Source organism: Providencia sp. 2023EL-00965, from assembly GCF_033550225.1.
GTDB lineage: Bacteria > Pseudomonadota > Gammaproteobacteria > Enterobacterales > Enterobacteriaceae > Providencia > Providencia manganoxydans.
This window is the reverse complement of sequence record NZ_JAWUEH010000007.1, coordinates 119,219-140,947: the sequence shown is the minus strand read 5'-3', so window position 1 is coordinate 140,947 and position 21,729 is coordinate 119,219. Positions and strand designations below refer to the sequence as shown.

Annotated in this window: 18 protein-coding genes; 5 read left to right on the top strand and 13 right to left on the bottom strand. The window is 37.3% G+C overall.

Annotation, left to right across the window (positions count from 1 at the left end):
- Nucleotides 1–78: 78 nt before the first annotated feature.
- From SC428_RS10890 to mak, 8 genes are all read right to left on the bottom strand, one after another.
- Nucleotides 79–1,251 (bottom strand): fimbrial protein, encoded by a 1,173-nt coding sequence (locus SC428_RS10890; RefSeq protein ID WP_318707642.1) that lies wholly within the window; start codon nt 1,249–1,251, stop codon nt 79–81.
- 137 nt (nt 1,252–1,388) lie between these two features.
- Entirely contained in the window at nt 1,389–2,588 is a 1,200-nt protein-coding gene (locus SC428_RS10885) for a fimbrial protein (protein ID WP_318707640.1), read from the bottom strand.
- A gap of 7 nt (nt 2,589–2,595) precedes the next feature.
- A complete protein-coding gene (locus SC428_RS10880; RefSeq protein ID WP_318707638.1) occupies nt 2,596–5,064 on the bottom strand; it encodes a fimbria/pilus outer membrane usher protein in 2,469 nt (822 codons plus the stop codon).
- Between the two features lie 15 nt (nt 5,065–5,079).
- The gene (locus SC428_RS10875; RefSeq protein WP_318707636.1) at nt 5,080–5,829 is read right to left on the bottom strand and encodes a molecular chaperone; all 750 of its coding nucleotides are present in this window, start codon (nt 5,827–5,829) and stop codon (nt 5,080–5,082) included.
- Between the two features lie 199 nt (nt 5,830–6,028).
- The gene (locus SC428_RS10870; RefSeq protein WP_318707634.1) at nt 6,029–6,541 is read right to left on the bottom strand and encodes a fimbrial protein; all 513 of its coding nucleotides are present in this window, start codon (nt 6,539–6,541) and stop codon (nt 6,029–6,031) included.
- A 116-nt stretch (nt 6,542–6,657) separates the two neighbouring features.
- The gene (locus tag SC428_RS10865; RefSeq protein WP_070926849.1) at nt 6,658–6,933 is read right to left on the bottom strand and encodes a helix-turn-helix domain-containing protein; all 276 of its coding nucleotides are present in this window, start codon (nt 6,931–6,933) and stop codon (nt 6,658–6,660) included.
- Nucleotides 6,934–7,804: 871 nt separating this feature from the next.
- Nucleotides 7,805–9,754, bottom strand: coding sequence for a bifunctional 2',3'-cyclic-nucleotide 2'-phosphodiesterase/3'-nucleotidase (locus SC428_RS10860; protein WP_140182783.1), 1,950 nt, complete (start codon nt 9,752–9,754; stop codon nt 7,805–7,807).
- A 301-nt stretch (nt 9,755–10,055) separates the two neighbouring features.
- Nucleotides 10,056–10,964 (bottom strand): fructokinase, encoded by a 909-nt coding sequence (mak, locus tag SC428_RS10855; RefSeq protein ID WP_318707630.1) that lies wholly within the window; start codon nt 10,962–10,964, stop codon nt 10,056–10,058.
- Nucleotides 10,965–11,138: 174 nt separating this feature from the next.
- Between mak and rdgC the strand changes: the two genes are divergently transcribed.
- Nucleotides 11,139–12,044: a recombination-associated protein RdgC gene (gene rdgC, locus SC428_RS10850; protein WP_140182781.1), complete on the top strand. Its 906-nt coding sequence runs from the start codon at nt 11,139–11,141 to the stop codon at nt 12,042–12,044.
- Between the two features lie 181 nt (nt 12,045–12,225).
- Entirely contained in the window at nt 12,226–12,735 is a 510-nt protein-coding gene (locus SC428_RS10845; RefSeq protein WP_283126350.1) for a GNAT family N-acetyltransferase, read from the top strand.
- A 157-nt stretch (nt 12,736–12,892) separates the two neighbouring features.
- Here SC428_RS10845 and yedF read toward each other — a convergent pair whose 3' ends face one another.
- The 4 genes from yedF to exbB form a co-directional block, all read right to left on the bottom strand.
- A complete protein-coding gene (gene yedF / locus SC428_RS10840) occupies nt 12,893–13,132 on the bottom strand; it encodes a sulfurtransferase-like selenium metabolism protein YedF (RefSeq protein WP_004926886.1) in 240 nt (79 codons plus the stop codon).
- Nucleotides 13,129–14,343, bottom strand: a complete 1,215-nt coding sequence (gene yedE, locus SC428_RS10835) for a selenium metabolism membrane protein YedE/FdhT (RefSeq protein WP_070926857.1) — start codon at nt 14,341–14,343, stop codon at nt 13,129–13,131. Before yedE ends, yedF begins: the two co-directional genes overlap by 4 nt.
- A 1,406-nt stretch (nt 14,344–15,749) precedes the next feature.
- Complete coding sequence (gene exbD / locus SC428_RS10830) at nt 15,750–16,178, bottom strand: TonB system transport protein ExbD (protein WP_070926859.1); 429 nt, start codon at nt 16,176–16,178, stop codon at nt 15,750–15,752.
- Nucleotides 16,179–16,186: 8 nt separating this feature from the next.
- On the bottom strand, nt 16,187–17,110 hold the full coding sequence (gene exbB, locus SC428_RS10825) for a tonB-system energizer ExbB (RefSeq protein WP_272580409.1): 924 nt from the start codon (nt 17,108–17,110) through the stop codon (nt 16,187–16,189).
- A gap of 489 nt (nt 17,111–17,599) precedes the next feature.
- Here exbB and metC point away from each other — a divergent pair, with 489 nt between their 5' ends.
- Nucleotides 17,600–18,784, top strand: coding sequence for a cystathionine beta-lyase (metC, locus tag SC428_RS10820; protein ID WP_070926862.1), 1,185 nt, complete (start codon nt 17,600–17,602; stop codon nt 18,782–18,784).
- 183 nt (nt 18,785–18,967) lie between these two features.
- Nucleotides 18,968–19,639, top strand: a complete 672-nt coding sequence (locus SC428_RS10815; protein ID WP_070926864.1) for a DedA family protein — start codon at nt 18,968–18,970, stop codon at nt 19,637–19,639.
- Nucleotides 19,640–19,837: 198 nt separating this feature from the next.
- Here the strand turns inward: SC428_RS10815 and SC428_RS10810 are convergent, their stop codons facing one another.
- The gene (locus SC428_RS10810) at nt 19,838–20,863 is read right to left on the bottom strand and encodes a MerR family transcriptional regulator (protein WP_070926867.1); all 1,026 of its coding nucleotides are present in this window, start codon (nt 20,861–20,863) and stop codon (nt 19,838–19,840) included.
- 319 nt (nt 20,864–21,182) lie between these two features.
- On the opposite strand from SC428_RS10810, the gene SC428_RS10805 reads away from it, so the two are divergent.
- Nucleotides 21,183–21,581 (top strand): hypothetical protein, encoded by a 399-nt coding sequence (locus tag SC428_RS10805; protein ID WP_318707590.1) that lies wholly within the window; start codon nt 21,183–21,185, stop codon nt 21,579–21,581.
- The last annotated feature ends 148 nt before the right edge of the window (nt 21,582–21,729 follow it).

The window sequence follows — 21,729 nt, the reverse complement described above, 5'->3', positions numbered from 1 at the left end:
GTATAGCACATACTTATCCCGAGTTTTTACTGTGAATTATTAAGTTAAAAATATTTAATCACAATTTCCAACATAACCTTAGTTAGCATTTAGCATTATCGTCATTTGGCTATTGGCTTTACCTGCGGTTATCGGCACTCCACCATAAGGAACATAACGCGCAAAAAATTTAAGTGGTATATTTACAGTTTGAGTCTCACCAGCAGTATCCACTGTAGTCCAGTTATTTACTGAGGGAATAGAGCCTCCTATTGCCCCCAAATTCAACAATTGGTTTCTGTTTCCTGCTTCAGTCAATATTTCAATGGCAACCCCTTTAGCTGTAGACCCTAAACTTGGATTTAACAGTAAATAATTGATTTCATTTGCAGCTCGATTCTCTTCACCAGGAGCAAACCCATATTTTATGGGCACACCAGCACCACATTGTAATGTAAAACTAAAAGGTATTGGTGTCATTGACATTGAAGTAACGCTTGTTGCTGGTACTTGGCCTAAATAAACAGTATTCTGAGCACTTAGAATACCACAAGTTGCAATAATTCTAGCTCCTACACCGCGCATGCGAATTGGCAAATAAGTCCCTACTGGAGGGAAAGTCCTATTCGTAGGCGTAGCATTAATGTTTGGACCTGAAAAACCAATTATTCCTCGTGAAAACCCTGCAATTGGAGGGTTATAACCATTTGCAGTAACAACATTGTTTGATCTCGCTTGCTCAAGCGAAACTCCTGAAAAATGCTTCAATTTAATATTGATCTTATTACTGTTAACAGGATCAATATCATAACCTATTGGCTTTTTAGTTATCGTATTATGATACTGTTCGCTAACCGACTTGCTCATTCCTAAATATATTTGGAAACTTAATGAAGGTGCTTGTACTGCCCAATACTCTATTCCTCCTGCATTATACATAGGATTTTGATTATCTACACCGTTAGCAGCATTCAGAGGTAAATAATACAATTCAAATATATTATTTTCATCACCTATATCACATTGAAAAACAGTTGTTTCTAATGTTCTTCCGAGTAAAGAAGCCATTTGCGCATTTGAAAAAGACTCTATATATAATGGTGTACCTGCTGGTTGAAATGTTAATGAATATACACCTAAATCCACTCTAGAACCGAGTATAATTTCTCTAACACTAGGTAAACCACCATTTTGAGAAACACAAGCAGCGGAAGCTAATTTAGAGAAATAGAAAAAAATAAAAAATAAAAAAACCATTTTATTTGTGAACATAGAATATTAATCCTAATGGCCATTTGCCAAATAATGTTTAATTTTAAATTAATAAATACAGGTAAGTTAATTCATAAAATCATTACCCAAAGTAAACCATTGATAATATAAAGCTCAAATATTTCAACATAAGTGATTTAATGCTGATTTAACATAAAAGTAGCCTTACTTCGAACTATTCCAGGTGTAACTGGCTCACTACCATATTGAACTATTCGAGCTGAAAAATTAACATCTAAGGATGATGTAGGCCCTCCTGATGAAGGTATGGATAAGGGTTTCCAGTTATTAGAGCTGGAAATAACACCACCACTAGCAATATTTAATAAAGGTATTTTTCCATTATTTGAATCAGAAATTTCAATGGCAACGCCTTTTGCTGTTGCACCTAAATTAGGATCAAGCAGTAAAACATCAGTAACGTTATTACTTATATTTTCAATCCCTGGAGCAAAGCCATAATACACTCCTGTCGCACCAGTGGTACATTTAACTGTAACAGAAAAGTTTACTGGAGATGAAGGTAAAGCATTTGAAGAGTGAGTTCCCAATGCAACATTTGAATCATTTCTCTCTAAACCGCATGAGTTAATTGTACTCGTACTCGTTCCATGTAAACCAATTCTATAGAATGATCCATATGTATTCGGAGTACCATTACCACCATTCGAAGCCATGGTATCATTGATACCAGGCCCTCTAAAAAACACAAATCCTCTTACAGCGCTAGGTATTTCTGGATTAAATCCACTTGCTGTTACAGCAATATTTGAGCGAACCTGATGATTTGTAACACCAGAAAAATGTTTTCCTTTTATCAAAATAAAATTTGAATTATTTGGATCAATATCATAATCAATTCGTTTCGACCAGTTAGGTTGATTTCCAAATGCAGTACTTGCATTTATGCCATTTCCCAAAAAAAACTCATAATTCACACCTGAAATGGGAGAATTGGTACCGGATGTGACCCAGATTGGCCAATAAGGACTACCATTGATCGTTTGAGCGGGTGTTAAATTCTCAGAGAAGGCTCTAAACATATAGAAACCTTCAAATATTTGAGATGCATCTGTTGCTGCACAGCGAAAGAGTACGGTCTCGGGATTAATTCCATGAAGTTCAGACATTTGTGCTCCAGAAACATAATCCAAACTTAACGTTGTCCCTGATGGCTGAAACTGTAATCCAGAAATTGTAATTGGATTTAAAGAGCCAATTTGAACGGCAGGCAGTGAAGGAATTTGTGTAACTATAGAGCATGTTGCATTCGCCCAAAAAGAGGAGAGTAGTAAAGTTGCATATATAGTTAATTTAATTGTATTATTAATAATCATATTCACCTCAATAAAAATAGCAAATAGATTCAGGGATAGAATTATTATTGGAAATGTTATAACTAAATTTACAACGTTGATTTTCTTTATCCCCCCACTTCACAAAAACATTTCCACTATTAGATTGAGAAATAAAATGAACTAAGCCACCTTGTCCAACCAATCCAATTTTATTATTAGTTTCATCATAAATATCAGCACCAAATAGTACATTTGTTTTATCTTGCAAGAGTATACGATAAGATACATTAATTCCTTTCTGGGTATTAAATTTCACTAATACCGCAGTTCCAGCATAAGGAGCTACTTTTGCCATATTATTATCAATTTCAACATCTGAGCTCATATTCTCAGAATTAAGATAAAGTGTATTATATTGATATGGCATTAATGATGGAACAACAGCTTGCCCCTTCTTGTTTAAAACAATATTATTCCACGATGATATAGATGCACCTTCACCACCTTCTGCTTCAACAATCGCAAAAGTATCACCTAAATAACGTGAAGGAAGAACACCGCCTTCATAAATAACCAGGGCTCCATTAGCACTTGCAGAGAGTGATTTATAATCACGTCCTTGAGAATAACCGGCATTAACAGCTGTAGATGAAAAGTTTTTTTGGATATTAGTTGAAAAACTGCTATTTGAATGACCAACATCACTCGCCGTCATGTTCCAAGAAATAGAATTGTCTTCACCAAAAGAACTACTTACACTAGTATTATTTGACCAGCGATTATCAGAGTCAGAACGTGTTACTGAACTACTTAATACGGTATTTTGTTCTGGATACCAAAGAGAGAATGGCACAGTAACATTTAACATATAGTTATTATCACCGCCTTGAACATTATTTCGATATAGCTTCATATAAGTCAGGCTATACCCTATACCTTTAAAGTTATTCATATAACCAGCTTGTAATTGTTTACTATCTGGTAAATTATCACGCCAAGTTTGTAATGCTCCGCTCACATAGACAGTACCGTAATCAGCTAAATTTTGATTTACCGTTAAAACATATTGGGCTCGCCTTGGGTTAATAGACTCACCATTATACAAATAGCTATTACGGTATGTATCCGCCTCATATAAACTTAAATAATCTTGTGATTCATAACGATAACCCGCTAAAGCAATATTAGTGCTAGTGGCTTGAATATCTTTATTCCATGTCACCCTAGCTCGAGCACCTTGATACGTTTTATCGTTATTTAATTCAGCCTTAGAACTAGCCATATCAAAACTAAAAGCACCAATTTGAGTATTAACAGCAAAACCCAATAGACCTGATTGGTATTTATTGGAATATTGGATACCTATAAATGGTGTTAGTATATTGCTTAAGCCATATTGGACTGTCGATTGCACAAATATGTTCGAAGACGTTTCTGGGCCACGTAATTCACCACTCACAATACTATAATCAATCTGACCAGGCCTTAATAAACCAGGTACCGTTGCGAATGGAACAATAAATGTTGAAACACTGCCATTTGCTTCAGTCACTTCCACCGTCAAATCACCACCGTAACCCGTTGCATAAAGGTCATTAATTTCAAACTCACCAGGTGATACGTTAGTTTCGTAAATTGTATAGCCATTTTGAATAATTCTTACTCGTGCATTACTATTAGCAATCCCTCTCACCGTTGGTGCAAATCCCTGTAAGGATTGTGGACGCATACGATTATCGGTCGCTAATTCGGCACCTGTGTAGGAAAAACTGTCAAAAATACTACCGCTAGTAAATGATTGCCCGGCGGTTAATTCACTTTCAATTTCAGGGATAGCTCTTTGAACATAAGTTCGAATACTTTCATGTTGAAATCTATCATTTTGGTTATACTGTAAGCTTGATTGATGGCGGATCCGATATAATCCTAAGTTTAGCCCTGCGGTAACATTACCATATGCAGAATGTTCGTCTTTCCCATGGCTACGACTGCTATATCCGTTAACGCTATAATTCATAAATAACGCGGGAACACCTTCATTGAGAGAGCTTATAGGCACGTAGCCGCGTGCATATTGTTCCACCATAGCTTGAGGAATCAATACGTTTAAACGTAATTCATCTTGCTTTAAGCTAACTTGAACATCATTTGATAGAGTATTTAGATCTTCACATTTCCCATTGGATGTTATTAATGATAAAAACTCAGGTTTTATATTAAAATTATCAATATCTTCTTGTGTTAAACAAGGAACAACTTTTCCATTACCATTTTCATAGAAAAGTACGTTCTTGTTATAGAGAAACTCATTATTTAAATATATATCAACAGACCAATCTCCAGGAGGGATTTGATCCTCAGATAATTTATCTATAGAAATTGATTTAGCATTACCAACTAAAAACCCCTCATGATATGAATATTTTTTTTCACTTGGTTTTTCATCTATAGCAAATGCCAATCTACCAACCCCTAAAGACAAGGAAACAAATAAAAATATTAATTTAATTTTCATGTCAATACCATTTAATTATATATTTGATTCATAGTGATCCACACCACCGTAGTCATTAATTACGCTGTAGTTCACTTTTTTAGAGTTTAGATATTCACTGGGTATTGAATTACTTTGTTCATTACCTAGTTCTATTGTAGAAAATGGTGCGACCATATTACTTTCTAGTTTTAATTTTTTTGAGCCATTTGAAATAGAAACATCCTGCAAGGTGATATACCAAGGTGAATTATTTTTTACTAATACTTGATTACCTTTAGCCGATTTTACAAATGAAAAATTAAGTTTTTCATTAACTAATGCAGGCATACCCAGCCCTTCAGGTCTAAAAAACAATTTGATTCTTGTTCTAATCGCTATTTGCATAGTATTTTGTTGTTTTTCAATAGCATCCTGATCTTCTGGTGGTACCTCTAATACATTCAAATAATAAATTGATTCTTTATCTTTTGGTAATGGCTCACCAAGATAAGTTAAACGTAGATTTTGTCCTGAATTTGCTCCCATTTTGAATATTGGAGGAGTAATAGCAAATGGAGTTTTAATTTTTTCAGGCGGTTCATTTGGATCGCCATTATCTAGCCATACTTGAACAAGGGCTGGCCACTTATTTTCATTAACAAGTTGAACAATTTTACTTTTAGATTTTTCATTATAAACAACACGAGTTCCATTAATAACCACACTAGCATAAACAGATGTTGATATAACAAAAAATGAAAACAATAAAATTAATTTTCTTATAATTGATAATCGAGTTATCATAATATTCCAACCTTAAACTTAGTTATCTAATTAAATAAATTATTTTAAATAAAAAGAAGAGTAGTAATCACCATCTTACTGAATAGCTCTAAATGATTTTTATAGTTAATATGTGTTATGTTTTAAAACAAAGTGGAAAATACATTTCCACTTTGCCGATTATTAATGTCAGGGGACAGTGCCCCTGACATTACTACTATTATGGATATACTATTGTATAATTAACTTGAGCAGTAACAATACCAGCATCAACTACAGGAGCTTTAGCAAAGTAGAAAGCTTGGAATGGCAGTGTTGCACTACCATTGACAATATTTGTCTGTCCAGCTGCACCACCGTTTACTTTAGCTTGAGTACCAGTAGAGTCAGCTAAACGGATCTGAACATTTGCAGGGCCTGTTGTTGGGTTTAAGTTACCATTACTTGCGTCTGTATTGGTTGTATTTTCAAAACTTGCTGCAACAGCAACGTTTGAAGTACAGTTTTCCAATATCAGATCAAATTGTGTAACACCAGCAATGTCACCAGCATTTGCTAATGCTGTCGTAGACACTTTTGGTAAAGTAACGGTGAAGTCTTTTCCGCCATTGCTTGAAGTGATATCACAAGTTGTTGCAGTAATTTCACCATTAAAAGTAATAGTACCATCTGCTGCCATAACTGATGCCGAAACTGAAGATGCAACTAATAAAACTAAAAGAGATTTTTTCATATTTGACCTTTGTAAGATAAAACGAGTCCTATCCTTTATTATTAAAATAAGGATGATTAACTACACATATTGATAACTACAGTTGGGCTAAATCCTTTTAATACTACATCCCGAATTTAAATAACTAAGGTATTTGCAACAAATATATTTTTGTCGTAAATAGTCTTGTCATAATCAGATAATAAAACTACGATATTCACATTAAATGCATTAGCAAATTTAGCTAATGATTCAACATCAATTCTATTTATTCCACGCTCAAAACGGGAAATTTGCTGTTGGCTTATTCCAGTTATTTTACCTAGCGTTTCACCACTCCAACCATTTTGTAATCTGAGTGATTTAATTCTTTGTCCAATTGACAATGAGTATTTATATCTTTCAATTTCCATGTGAGGGTACCTCTGAATTTATTATTCATGTTTTGCTTCAGATCAGTTGATACCCAATATATTACGCATCTGGCATTTAAAAACAAATAACCCCACTCATTCGCGAGTAGATAAAGAAACTTAATTAATTAGCAACATCAAGAGCAAATAGAAATAAACAAAATCAATAAAAACATAATGTTATTAAGAAACAACAAACCAGAATTAACCACTATTTTTTCAAACAAGACAGAGATAATGAGGAGTAAAACCCTACTTTAAATCGAAAAATCGACATTAACACCAAAAAAAATCATTTTATGTTTAAATATATATTACCTTAGCTACATTTTTAGATTATCACCCTTATTACCCATATTATGAGTTGTATTTTTTTATCATATAATCATCTTAAGATAATAGTCTATTAGAGATATTTTCTTATGAAAAATCACTAATAATTCAAAAAATCACAACAAAGATATGTGTTTTTTTACATAACCAACATTTCTCTCACATTACTTCATAAGTGTACAGCATCAAAATATCAATTTAAGATAGATTTATTTTGATTAATTAATAAGAGGAAAATGAGAAAGATATTTAATCTTAGAAGCTAAAAATATTAAAAACTGAACATCATTAAAAATCACTTTCTAAAATAATTTAGGAATTAATTCAATTTTAAAGTATATAAAAAAATTAATGTTTTGTTTTTAGAAACCTAAGTCTCATTAAATTTTACTTTCTTTACATTTTAATTATTACATTTTTTATATTTTTAATTTTAAAAATACACATAAAATAGAACCCCTCGTTATTATTAATATAATATAAATAATAACGAGGGGTTCTATTATTAATCAAAAGCCATACTTAATTAATATTTCACTTATTTTTCAGTTAAATCAATTTGGTAAATAGCGAAACCAATACTATCTGTTCCTACTTGTTTTATCGGATACAGTGAATGTTGCTTAATAAATGCTGCTGCTTTCTCTGTTGGAGATGTCTCAAAACGAATATCTAATTGCTTATCTGTTTTGATAGGTAAGAAAGACCAGTTGTTATCTGCTTTGCTTGCAACCTGCCCTTGTTGTTTAGAAACCTTGGCAATATAAGAAGCGAGTATTGAACGATTTTCATCGGGTGATGCAAACGCGATATGGTTGTCCCCTGTTCCAGCGAATTTACCGCCATAAGCTCTATAGTTATTGGTTGCAATTAAAAAGGTCGCTTTAGGATCTATTGGCTTCCCTTGATAAGTGACATTTTTAATGCGATTAGACTGTGGGCTTACAGGCTGACAATCTACATCATATTTTGCAGGCTGAGTCAGATCTATTTGATAGCTAACTCCACTAATGGTGTCAAAATTATAAGTTCTGAAACCATCCCAATTGATTAAGCTTTGAGGTGATGTTGATTGAGGATCGATACGATTAAACATACCAGCCGAGCACTCAAGCCATTCAACGACTTCTGCGCCTGTCGCTTTCACTACAACTAACGTATTAGGATATAAATACAAATCTGCGGCATTACGGAAAGTTAAATCGCCCTTTTCTACTTCAACAAATTCATCCGGTGCATTTTTCCTTCCTCCGACTTTAAATGGTGCAGCAGCAGCTAAAACAGGCAGATCGGCTAGATCAGGATCACCTTGAATATAGTGTTTGGTGTAATCAATTTGGGCATCATTCACGATCTGAACCGTTGGATCACTTTGGACTAAGGCCAAATAGCTGTACATATTGTCAGAAGCTTTACCGATCAGTTTGCTAACAAATTGACGCGTCTCATTGTGTGGTTTATCAATGATTTTAGCCAATTCATTATCACGTTCAACTAATGGTTTTTTATTGGCTTTATCATAAACAGGGCGCGCCTGTGCATTTGCATCAACAACTTTCCAGCTCCCGTCATCATTGTTTAATACCAAATCAACGACACCAAGGTGATCGCCCCATTGCCCAGGCATAACAGCAGGGATCCCATTAACCGTTCCTTTGGCAATGTCGACCCCTTTAATATTTGCAAATTCCTTGCTTGGAAATACACCATGTGAATGACCAAACATAATGGCATTAATATCCGGAACATCGCTCAGGTAATAAACGGAATTTTCAGCCATCGCTTTATATGGCTCTTGAGAGAAGCCTGAGTGCGGGATCGCGACAATGATGTCGGCACCTTCTTTCTTCATTTGCGGCACAAATTTTTTGGCGGTTTCAGTAATATCATTGACGGTAACTTTACCGCTTAAGTTTGGTTTGTCCCAAATCATAATCTGTGGTGGAACAAAACCTATATAGCCAATCTTCAAGTTATGCTCTTTGCCGTCACGATCTTTAACTGGCGTATCAACGATAATATAAGGTGTAAAAAAGTTTTCCCCCGTTTTAGCATCAATAATATTCGCGTTTATATAAGGAAATTTAGCGCCAGCAATGGCTTTTTTCAGGTAATCCAACCCAAAATTAAATTCATGGTTACCAAAGTTACCTACGGTATACCCCATGGTATTCATTAAACTATGGGCTGGATGGGATCCCCCTTCTTCGATGCCTTTCGCTGCCATGTAGTCTGCTAATGGGCTGCCCTGAATTAAGTCACCGTTATCCACCAACACAGCATTCGTTGCTTCAGCTTTAGCCGCTTTAATCAAACTTGCAGTTCGAACTAACCCAAACTGATCTGTTGATTTATCCTTATAATAATCAAAATCAATCAAGTTACTATGAATGTCAGACGTTTCCATAACACGTAAATCAACTGTCGCAGCATTGGCATTCAATGTGATAAACAAAGCTAGCGCCGACAGTTTAAAAATATTATTCATCTGTAATTCCTCTACACAAATTGATGCAAAATCATTTTTAGTCAGAAAAGTGCTCAAAACCCTATTTTAAGATCTTCATAGATTTTAAGTAATTCGAGGTGCAGCTAAGCAGCAAGTGATATTATCTCGCTGTACATATATAAGTATGTGGCCTCGGATAGCCCTATACCTAAACGAAAAGCGCTGCAACTTGCAGCGTGACGAATGTAAACAGTGCACTTGATATAAAGTGAAGTCACTACCTATCTTAATTAGATTGATTTAATTGAATATAAGTCACAAAAAGTCATCATTGTCATACCTAATTTTGCGGCCACAACCACGCAGCACCACGTACACCACTCGAATCGCCATGCACTGCTTTGCGAATTGGTGTATCACATTCACGTCCAAATACCCAATTTCTAATTAATGGCGGTAATGTTTGATATAAATTATCGACGTTGCTCATTCCCCCACCAAGCACAATAACATCAGGATCTAACATATTAATGGCTTGGGCCAATGCTCTTGCAAGACGCGACTGATAGTTATGCATCACAGACGTCGCATGTTGATCACCTGCCCCAATCAATTCAATAATCTCTGAACCTGTTTTTGTTTCACCTGTATACTTGCGATAGTCACTCATGAACCCCGTTCCAGAAACAAAAAGCTCGGTACAGCCAACTAAACCGCAATAACATTGTTCACCCTGAAAAAATGCATGGTCTTGTTCATCTTGCCAAGGTAGTGGGTTATGCCCCCATTCCCCAGCAACACCATTTCCCCCTGAGTGCACTTGCCCATTAATTGCAATTCCTGCTCCGCATCCAGTCCCAATAATAACGGCAAACACGACTTTAGCGCCTTTGCCTGCGCCATCAACGGCCTCTGATACGGCAAGACAATTCGCATCATTCGCCACTTTTACGGGGCGTCCTAGCAGCTTGGCTAAATCCGCATCAAAAAACTGCCCATTCAACCATGTTGAATTTGCATTCTTCACCCGTCCTGTTACTGGAGATAATGTACCTGGAATACCGACACCAACAGTGCCTTTTTGCCCTGTTGCTAATTCTGCATCGCTAACTAAACTCACAATTGCATTTAGTGTTGCTTGATAATCACCACGAGGCGTCGCGACCCGTTTTCTAAATAAAGTCTCACCATCATCATCCAGTGCGATAACTTCAATCTTAGTACCACCGAGATCAATTCCAATTCTCATCGTTGCTCCACCTGAGTATTCGTTCTGTACTTATAGTGTATAGAAAACATGCCATTAATACTGCTACACGTAATAAATTATGTGATAGGGCATTTTTTTTCGCTTAATAACTGACAATTCGTTATCATAGCCATCGGCTAAAATAGGCAATCCATCAACAAAGGTAGGTTTTTCATGTGGTTCAAGAATATATTGGTCTATCGTCTGAATCGTGATCTGACACTCAGTGCTGACGATCTAGAAAAACAGCTTGCCCCTCTCGCCTATCACCCTTGCGGTAGCCAAGACATGATGCAAACAGGTTGGGTGTCACCAATGAAGGGTTCTGACTCTTTAACTCACGCTGCGGGTAACCAAATTCTGATCTGCGCGAAAAAAGAAGAGAAAATGTTACCTTCTCCAGTGATTAAGCAAGAACTACAAGATAAAATCGAAAAACTGGAAGCTGACCAAGGTCGTAAACTGAAAAAAACAGAAAAAGACTCCCTTAAAGATGAAGTCGTTCATGCATTACTGCCTAGAGCATTCAGCAAATACAGCAAAACCTATATATGGATTGATACTGTTAATCAATTAATTATTGTTGATGCAGCAAGTGCGAAACGAGCCGAAGACAACTTGGCTTTACTGCGTAAAAGCCTAGGCTCACTTCCTGTAGTACCACTCACATTTAAAGATCCAATCGAACTGACTTTAACCGAGTGGATCCGTTCGGGCTCCCTACCTCAAGGTTTTTCTGTGATGGATGAAGCTGAATTAAAAGCCATCCTTGAGGAGGGCGGCATTATCCGTTGTAAAAAACAGGAATTAATTTCCGACGAAATAGCCACACATATCGAAGCTGGAAAATTAGTCACTAAATTGGCTTTAGATTGGGAAGAGCGCATACAGTTTATGCTTTCGGATGATGGTTCACTAAAAAGGTTAAAATTCAGTGATACATTAAAAGAACAAAACGATGATATTGGCAAAGAAGATTATGCTCAGCGCTTTGATGCCGATTATGCCCTAATGACAGGCGAACTCAGTGCGCTTATCACTCGCCTTATTGATGTCCTCGGTGGTGAAGCCGAACATTAATCAACAATTTATTTTATCATTGGCAACACAATTTCATCGTGTTGCCATCACTTTTTAGACCTTGCTAGCATTGCCACTATTAAGTCATTGACTACCCGCCAAATCTCTGCTGAATTACATTTCAATAACAAAAATAATCAAGTCGCAACCATAAGGTCAAACTTCAATCGCAGGAATTGTTATGAAAGAGCTCATCGAACCAGAAGTGGATGAACATTCACTTGTCACTCTGCAAAAAATTACGGCAGATAACTTCTCTGAAATTTGTCTGTTAAGCCATACACTTAGTGAAGCACAACGTAGTATGGTAGCGGATAATGCATACTCTATTGTTGAAGCTCAATTTTCAGATTGTGCATGGTATCGAGGTATATATGCTGATGATGTTCCCGTTGGTTTTATCATGCTGCACTCTGGGTTAGATGATGATGAACTCGAATATGATGGCATTATGCTATGGCGTTTTATGATAGCAGAGCCCTATCAAAAACTAGGTTTTGGCCGAGAAGCTTTACTGCAAGTGATTCGTTATTTAAAAAAGAAAGGTTATCCACGTCTATATAACAGCTGTGGCGAAGGAGAAGAAAGTCCTTTTGAGTTCTACCAAAAGCTCGGTTTTATCCCAACTGGCGCTTATGTTGATGATGAATGTGAACTTGTCTTAGATTTAACCCACTGGCAAGATCAATAATCCAACGGCGGGATATCCCCTATCCCGCCAATAACATCACTAAAATTTAGTCTTATAATATTTAAAAAAAATCAATAAGATAACCTAAATAATTCGTGTTACAGCTAGGCGCACAACGCTGCGGCGCGAAGTATGACGGGTATCTGATGGAGATTGATTATTTTTGGATCAAATACCGTATAGTCGGCCCATCTTGTTGAATATCCAACACCGTATAGCCATAATTTTTTGCATCTAAAGGGATGTTATTAATCGATTGTGGGCAATCGCTCACCACTTCCAATATTTCCCCTTTTTTTAACGATGGCATCGCTTCTAGTGTTGCTACTGCTGGATAAGGACAAGGCTCACCAACCATATCTAATCGATAGTCAGGGATAATTTCTTTATGGCTCATGATGCCTCCGTTGTTGTTATTGCTTGAGTTTGTGTGCGCTTACGGAAAAAATATTTTTCCCATACCAACATTAAAATAAAGGCTAATGCTAATAGCAAATAAGTTACAGCTAAGCCGCCTTGCGGACCAAATGTTTCGAGTAAATTGACCTTATCAAAATCAGTGGCTAACCAAGGGGCCAGATCATCCCAATAATAAGCCAGAATGGTCGCTCCAATGATGTTACCAAAACCAACCCACCAATAATGAACTTGCCCTTCAACAGCCCGATACATCCAACCTGTTTCACAGCCTCCAGCTAACACTATCCCGAAGCCAAACAGCAATCCGCCAATAACCGCATTGGGTCCCGCCCACAATATTTTTGGTGTGGCACCGAGTTGTACATAACTAAAAATACCAATCGCGCTGACAGCCATACCAATAATAATCGCTTTTGCCATGTGAGTTCTTCCCGTGATCCATAAATCGCGGAATGCAGAAGTAAAGCAAATTTGAGCACGTTCAATCAGTAAACCAAACCCTATGCCACACAAAATGGCGATACCGAGTACAGGCGCATCCCATAAGGTATAAAACCCCCATGCAATGGCGATTAAAAATACCGTCATCCCTAATTTGAAGCGTTTTTTAGCGACATCAGTCCGCTGTGTTAAAGGGGAGGCCGCAGAAACTTTTTTCAATTTAACGGGGATCCTAAACATTGGCATCAGCGTGAATTTAGCCCCAAAGTAAGAGCCTGCCGCAGTTGCGATAGCAAAGTACCATGCGTGTAAAGAAAATTGAGGGATCCCAGTGAAAAATGCGGCAAGATTACACCCCATTGCTAAGCGAGCACCAAACCCAGCAATGATACCGCCAATAATCGCTTGGAAAATACGGATCCGATGTTGAGGCATTCGTAGTTTAACGTTATTTGCCCATAGCGCGGCAGCGAAACATCCAGCAAACATCCCGATGATCATTACGCCATCAATTCTATCTAATGGGCTACCCGAAAAACCAATGACTTTAAAGTATCCCCAATTTTCAGGCTCAGCACCAAAGAGCTGTAAGATGTGCCCACCCCAACGAGTAAATTCACCAGTTACAGCCCAAAATGTGCCAGTTAAGCCAAAGTAGTATGTCGAGAGAACACCTGCTGCAATAACGGCAGGTAAAGGTTTCCAAAAACGGATGAGATAGTGAGATTTAAACTCAGACCAAGTCATGTTAACTTCCAATTGATTCACGCCAGTACCTGGCAGAGAAGCCCGCTGTTGTATCTATACTCTAAATAGTTCGAGGTGTAGGTAGGCGATAAGTGAAGATAGAGGGAGAGCATAGAAAAACTATGTGACCCGACTAGCTAAGCATAGTCACTTATACCTCAACGAAAAGCCTTACAACTTGAAATATGACGAGTATATTCCCCACAGCAGTAGAGGTAACATAATACTCCGATAATTCATTTCGTGAAGATATTTGTTTAAATAATGCTAGTCATACTTAAATAGACCGCAATTGGTCTAATTAGCATAAAAAGCTAGCAGAGAACATCGGCGTGCAACTACTAGATAAAAAATAATTCGTTGTTTTAACTTAAATTTAAGACAAAAAAAAGCGTTATCAGAGATAACGCATGAATGTGTAGTCTTATTTATCTATAATAGAGGAGTATAATATGAAATTGCCTGTTAAGGCGTTGCATTGCTATGCGTAGTCTGAAATCAGCCCATTTGACTTCAGAATAACATTCTTCAACTAATAAACCGATTCATGATTAAAGCAAAAAAGTGGTAAAACTTATTTTTGTTAACTCAAGAGATCAAGGTTAATTTATATTTCCCTAGTTTGGCGTATAAAGAAAATAAATAGTTTAAAACATGAAAAGTATTTAAAAGTATTTCCAAATGTTATTGATTGCATTATAACGCAACATAATTGTTGCGCAAGTGTTTTTTTCATTTAACTAAAATCATCAAAGAAAAAGTAAAAAGAACAATAAAATCATAGTAATATGCAAAACATCATGTTTTGAAAAAACATTAATATATATTTTTAGATATAATTTACATAATTACTGATATCTTGAAAATGTTACAAAACTAATTATTTAATAAACTCTCCTTATCTGGAAATAGATTAAAATTTAATTATTATATTTATTTATTCATATATATTGAATCTTAATAAGTATTAATCTAATTTATTCTATTACCTTATTTACTCAGTAACACGAAAAATGAATAAATTCACATTCTATTCATCAAAACTACAAGGGATTATATTTATTATTTAAATAACAATAAGTTATATATTACCTAGATTAAATTGACACTATTTTCGAGTTAGAAGTTACGCGTAACTACTTAGTATTATTCAAAATTAAATAATCCCATAAAGAAAAAATGGTTTATTTTTAATAATCACTTAGTGAACTAATCTAGTGAAAAAAACAAAAATAATGAACATATAAGTTACATTTTTTATACATTTTTTAACCATAAAACGATGACATTAATTCAAAAAATTAATGATTACAGGCATAAATGAAAGGAGACTCAACCAATAATGAGTAACAAAAAACGCGTTTTATCTCAAATGAGGTAAAACGCGTTGTACAAAGCTATATGATTTACTGCTTAGGGGCGGTCGCTTCCATACCAACTAAACCAATCTTGAGATACCCTGACTGCCGTAATGCATTCATAACATCCATCATTGTTTCATAGTCAACGGTCTTATCCGCTTGGAAAAATATGGTGGTCTCTTTATTGGCGTTGGTTGCAGCATCTAGTGATGTTGCTAGCTGCTCTTTTGTTACCGCTTGATCGCCAATAAATAGCTGGCTATCTGATTTTACTGTTAGGAATACAGGTTTTTCCGGACGCGGCTGTGGTTTTGCTGTCGAAGCAGGTAAATCAACTTTGATATCAACCGTTGCTAATGGAGCAGCAACCATAAAAATGATCAGAAGGACTAACATAACATCAATAAAAGGTGTTACGTTAATTTCATGCATTTCACCGCTATCATCTTGTTCATCGCCTAAACGCATTGCCATAATCGTTGTTACCTTGCTTTACTATTTGCCAGATCGAGGTCACGACCTAATAGTAGCGCAGCCTGTGCTGCAACATCACCAATCTGACCACGATAGTTATTAATCATACGAGCAAAAATGTTATAAATAACCACAGCTGGAATTGCCGCAATCAGACCGATCGCCGTTGCTAATAGTGCTTCGGCAATCCCAGGAGCCACAACAGCTAAGTTAGTTGTTTGTGAGTGAGCAATACCAATAAAGCTATTCATGATCCCCCAAACGGTACCAAATAGCCCCACAAATGGCGAAATTGCGCCAATAGTCGCTAAATACCCATTACCGCGCCCCATATAGCGGCTAATTGCAGCAATCGCTCTCTCTAAGCGGAAGCCAGTTCGTTCTTTAATACCCGCTAAATCAGTACTTTGTGCAGACAGTGTCCTTTCAGCAACCGCTTCATTAAGCAACAAACTAGTCACACTATTTGCTTTGAAATTGCTCGCGATACTAACCGCCTCATCAAGCGATTTAACTTCTGCTAATGCTTTTGCTTCTGATTTCAAGCGTCGACGAGCAACTAATAGCTCAATACCTTTAGAGAAGAACAATGCCCATGTGATAATTGATGCAATAACCAGCCCTATCATAACGGTTTTAACAACATTATCTGCGTTTTGATACATCCCCCAAACCGATAAATCTTTGTCGAAACCGCCTTGGTTTTCAGGTGCAATTTCAATGCTTTCACTGATAACAGGTGCTGATGTATTGTTTTCAGCACTGGCTTGATTTTGTGCAATTGGCGTCGCTGCGGATGGGTTATTTGCTTCAGAACCCGAAGCAGCCGGTGCTGTTTGAGCTGATGTTGGGGTTGTCTCTGGTGTGGTATCCGCATATGCAGTTCCCATCAGGCCCATCGCCAATAGAATAGAAGCTGTTAGTTTACGCATCAGTTGGCCTTATATTCTCTTTTTCTGTGTTCTATTAATATACTCGTTATACTTCAAGTTATCGTGTTGTTGACTATGCTCACTCGCACCAGCCACATACTTATCTATGCGCCTAGCAACTTGTTCACTTGTCACTAATACAACCTTGAATTATTTAGAGTAAAAATGTGTGCCGATGATATTGTATTTACAGTCACCGACTAACCTATAAAAGCGAAGTTCCCTCGCCTAATGTGTCATTTTTAAAAATGACGGTGCTGATAATATCAAACATGACGCGAATTGATAGTAATTATCATTACTATTCAGCATTTTTTTATTATTTTTTGCTCTAAAGCAAACAAGCCCATTGCAATCATGAGGTTATTTTAAGCTGACATGAAAAAAAATCAGATTGAAAGTTAAAGCATGTACTTCCTCAATCAAATCATTTAACTTCAATTAACGACTTTCCGGTTTCCCTACTTTAAGCAAGTGCAAGGACACAATATGGCAAAGATCCGCCCCGAAACACAACTTGTCCATCTTGGCAGAAATCCTAAATATACCCAAAAAGGTGTTAATCCAATTATTCAGCGCACCTCGTCAGTGATTTTTGACACTGTTGAAGAGAAGCGCCATGCGACACAAAATAGGGCAAATTCAGTCCTTTTTTATGGTCGCAGAGGAACCCAAACACACTTTGCCTTCCAAGAGGCCATGACTGAACTTGAATGTGGTGCAGGCACAGTATTATACCCTTCTGGCGCAGCTGCTATTACCAATTCAATATTATCTTTTGTTTCTTCTGGCGATCATATTCTAGTCACAGGCTCAGCTTACGATCCGACACAAAATTTTTGTGACAAAATCCTTACCAAGCTAAACATTAAAACCGACTATTTTGATCCGTTAATCGGCGCTGGTATTGCCGAACTATTGCGCACTAATACACGTATTGTTTTTTTAGAAGCACCTAGTTCTATTACCATGGAAATACATGATCTTCCTGCGATTGTTCAAGCTATCCGCCAACAAGCACCTGAAACGATTATCATGATTGATAATACTTGGGCCGCAGGTGTATTACTGAAACCTTTGCTACTCGATATTGATATTTCAATCCAATCTGCTACCAAATATATCAATGGTCATTCAGATTCAATGTTAGGCATTGCTGTTGCCAATCAACGCTGTATTAAGACATTACGTGAAAATTCCTATTTACTTGGTCAAACCGCGGATCCCGATACGGTATATATGGCTGGACGTGGTTTGCACACATTAGCCACGCGCTTAAAACAGCATGAAAGTAGTGGCCTCACTGTTGCACAATGGTTAGAACAACGGCCTGAAGTTGAATCTGTTTACCACCCAGCTTTACCTTCTTGCCCGGGACACTCATTTTTTGTTCGCGATTTTAGCGGCAGCAATGGATTATTCTCTTTTCAACTAAAATCACGTCTCTCCCAGCAGCAATTTGAAGATTTTCTAAACCATTTTAGCCACTTCAAAATGGGCTATTCATGGGGTGGCTATGAATCATTAATTTTAGGCTACCAAAAAGAAGATCTATTAAGTATGCGTCAATACGATTTCCAACCTAATGACGGCACCTTTTTCCGTATCCATGTTGGCCTAGAGCATCCACAAGATCTGATTGATGATCTGGCATTGGCATTTGAACGCATTTAAGCATGTATTTTTTTCCAATACTTTCATAGTGTTTGCTAATATGAAAGTATTGGTATGACCCCTATTAAAATTTCAACTAATCCACACATTCAGTAAACAAATCAAACTTAGCGTCATTTTTTCCTGTAATATAATAAAGAATTCGCTTTTTTCGCAGCTTTTTTCGTAAATACAGGAACGATTATGGAAGTACTACGCGAAATCGTACTGGCACTTTGGCACCACGATTTTCTTAAACTCTCCAATCCAGAAGTACTTTGGGTTATTTATACAGTTCTCTTTGTGGTCATCGTCTTAGAAAATGGGGTGCTTCCCGCAGCCTTTTTACCCGGTGATACCCTATTGATCCTTTCAGGTGCATTAATCGCGAAAGGTGTATTGAGTTTTATCCCAACGATTTTATTACTTACTACCGCAGCAAGCGTTGGTTGTTGGCTAGGTTTTCTACAGGGAAGATGGCTAAGCGAAACAAAATTAGTTAAGCGTTGGCTAGCGCAAATCCCTCATGAATATCATGAAAAAGCGAACCATATGTTTCATAAACAGGGGCTATATGCGCTGTTGATAGGCCGCTTCTTAGCCTTTGTGCGAACATTATTGCCTGTCCTTGCAGGACTCTCTGAACTGAGTCATCGCCGTTTTCAGTTATTCAATTGGTTAAGCGGGCTGTTGTGGGTCGGGATTATCGTCACACTGGGCTATGCGCTGAACCAAATTCCATTTATCAAACAGCATGAACAGGTCGTCATCAGTGTGCTGATGATTTTACCTGTATTGCTACTTATTGGTGGTTTAATAGGGTCGATTATGGTGTATTGGAAGCATCGTAAAGCTCTCAGTAATAAAACAGAATAAGCAAAAAGCCGTCTCTTAAAGGATGCACAGACTACCGCCAAACGTATTCTGCTTGGCGGTAGTTGTTTAGAGTGTTGAAATAAACGAGCAAAATCAATTCATTGATTTTCGGCTGATAACACGAAGCGGGAAAAACCACGCTTTTATCCCGCTTCGTCAACAACATCGAGCCGCCTCTTAAAGGCGGCAAATGATTTATTAGTGAGCAAAATAAACTGTCAGTGCAGCAAACAGATATTGCCCAATTTCAGGGGTCATCCATGTGCCACGAGAAATAACAGGATCCTCTTGGTAAATTTGACGAATTTTTTCCTGTAGTACGGGATCACCACCAGTAAATTGATTAAACATGGTCAACCACATTTGAGCCAATGATTGAACCTCTGCTGATTCAGGTGGAAGACCCGCTTTTTGTGCATTATAGAGACCAGCGATCAGCTCAGGCCACACTCTACCTGATTCAAAATAGTGTTCTTGAACAAAAGCAAATTGTGGCTCCGTTAAGTGGGGTTTGAAAATATCTAGCTGATGTTCACTAAACCCTCTAGCAACATACTCAATCATTTCCTCAGTAATACCCGATGAAATAGCAAATTCATTGTCTGATAAATGGATCGTGTTTAGGCGAGCAAAAAAATCGGGGCTTCCGCCAGTATCACGTTCCAGCGCTATCATCCATTCCGTTGCGACTTTCTTTGCTTGCTCGGAGCTAGGTGCAACCCCTTCCTTTATTAAGGATTTGACTGTACTAACTCGTTGCTGCCACTCTTCGCTCTTTAGGGTGTGAGCCGTATACAGTGGCATCTGCTCTAATTCTTTTGGTGTAAAGTACTTATCATACATGGACATCATCTCCAAAATGGAAAACCAATCAGTCTGAGTGAGAATGTCGCCAGCCTGCATCTGCCGCTGAAGCTGCTCCAATCGATATTGCAACTGTGCCATCTGCTTCATTTGTGCCGACAGAGCATCAATACGCTCTTGCAGCATTTGCGCCATATCACCACTTTGACCATCTAAGATCTCACCGATGTCTTTAAGTTTTACGCCCACTTGCCTTAACATTTGAATTTGTGTCAAACGCTCAAGACATTGTACGTTATACAAACGATAACCTGCATCGGTTCTTGCAGTCGGAACTAATAACCCTATTTCTTCATAATGATGAAGTGTACGAATAGTTAGCCCTGTTTTCTGGGCAATTTCACCCACTTGAAATAGCATCTTTGTCCTCCTGTGATCGACTTGCAGGTTAATGCCTCACGTTACGTGAGAGTCAATACACTCGTTATCATTTAAAATATATTTCTTTTGTATAATTTTATCTTTTTCTTGTAGCAGATCACTATGGCGCTGATTATACTCTCAATAATGCGAGATGCAGGTAGTCGACAAGCGAAGATAGTTAGGAAGCATAGGCCACCACTGCGATTCGCTGAGCGTGAAGTAGTCACTGATACCGCAATGAAAAGCCCTGCAACTTGAAGTATGACGAGTGTATAATTCCGCCGAATAATCCACACTTATAAATGATGGTGAATAAATGAACATAAAAGCAATATCCATTGGATTGCTTTTACTTCCTGTAATAGGGTTCGCTGATAGCTTAGATATTGGTGAGCCTAGTACTCCCGGCTATGAAAAAGCAGAAGAAGCAAAATCCTGTATTGACCAATATGCTTTTGATATTGCGAGTAAAAATAATCAATCAGCCACGGAGATCGCCGAAGCTGCTCTGGGCTACTGTGATAATAAAATGGAATCATTTCGTCAATACAATCGCGAAATGAGTGTGGCCAATATCCCACAAGATGATATTCGTGAATTGTCTTTACGAGGTGCGGCGCTATTTGCAGCCGACCAACAATTCCATGACTTAAAGGTTTCGTGGATAAAGGATATTGAATATAAGATATCTAAGCATCGCCAAGCAATCCAATAAATTTTACTCGTCATACTTCAAGTTGCAGGGTTGTTGACTACACTCAGCTACCCGAATCACATAGTTTTCCTATGCTCATCGGCTATCTTCGCTTGTCGCCTACCTGCATTCTTGAATTATTTAGAGTAAATGTGCTCAAAAAAGCCCT

Bases quoted from the DNA above. Each gene is read 5' to 3' on its own strand.
- mak (WP_318707630.1), bottom strand. From the start codon at position 10,964: ATGAGAATTGGAATTGATCTCGGTGGTACTAAGATTGAAGTTATCGCA.
- SC428_RS10880 (WP_318707638.1), bottom strand. From the start codon at position 5,064: ATGAAAATTAAATTAATATTTTTATTTGTTTCCTTGTCTTTAGGGGTT.
- SC428_RS10845 (WP_283126350.1), top strand. From the start codon at position 12,226: ATGAAAGAGCTCATCGAACCAGAAGTGGATGAACATTCACTTGTCACT.
- SC428_RS10870 (WP_318707634.1), bottom strand. From the start codon at position 6,541: ATGAAAAAATCTCTTTTAGTTTTATTAGTTGCATCTTCAGTTTCGGCA.
- SC428_RS10890 (WP_318707642.1), bottom strand. From the start codon at position 1,251: ATGTTCACAAATAAAATGGTTTTTTTATTTTTTATTTTTTTCTATTTC.
- SC428_RS10805 (WP_318707590.1), top strand. From the start codon at position 21,183: ATGAACATAAAAGCAATATCCATTGGATTGCTTTTACTTCCTGTAATA.
- SC428_RS10865 (WP_070926849.1), bottom strand. From the start codon at position 6,933: ATGGAAATTGAAAGATATAAATACTCATTGTCAATTGGACAAAGAATT.
- yedE (WP_070926857.1), bottom strand. From the start codon at position 14,343: ATGACTTGGTCTGAGTTTAAATCTCACTATCTCATCCGTTTTTGGAAA.
- SC428_RS10815 (WP_070926864.1), top strand. From the start codon at position 18,968: ATGGAAGTACTACGCGAAATCGTACTGGCACTTTGGCACCACGATTTT.
- rdgC (WP_140182781.1), top strand. From the start codon at position 11,139: ATGTGGTTCAAGAATATATTGGTCTATCGTCTGAATCGTGATCTGACA.
- SC428_RS10885 (WP_318707640.1), bottom strand. From the start codon at position 2,588: ATGATTATTAATAATACAATTAAATTAACTATATATGCAACTTTACTA.
- metC (WP_070926862.1), top strand. From the start codon at position 17,600: ATGGCAAAGATCCGCCCCGAAACACAACTTGTCCATCTTGGCAGAAAT.
- SC428_RS10860 (WP_140182783.1), bottom strand. From the start codon at position 9,754: ATGAATAATATTTTTAAACTGTCGGCGCTAGCTTTGTTTATCACATTG.
- exbB (WP_272580409.1), bottom strand. From the start codon at position 17,110: ATGCGTAAACTAACAGCTTCTATTCTATTGGCGATGGGCCTGATGGGA.
- SC428_RS10875 (WP_318707636.1), bottom strand. From the start codon at position 5,829: ATGATAACTCGATTATCAATTATAAGAAAATTAATTTTATTGTTTTCA.
- exbD (WP_070926859.1), bottom strand. From the start codon at position 16,178: ATGGCAATGCGTTTAGGCGATGAACAAGATGATAGCGGTGAAATGCAT.
- SC428_RS10810 (WP_070926867.1), bottom strand. From the start codon at position 20,863: ATGCTATTTCAAGTGGGTGAAATTGCCCAGAAAACAGGGCTAACTATT.
- yedF (WP_004926886.1), bottom strand. From the start codon at position 13,132: ATGAGCCATAAAGAAATTATCCCTGACTATCGATTAGATATGGTTGGT.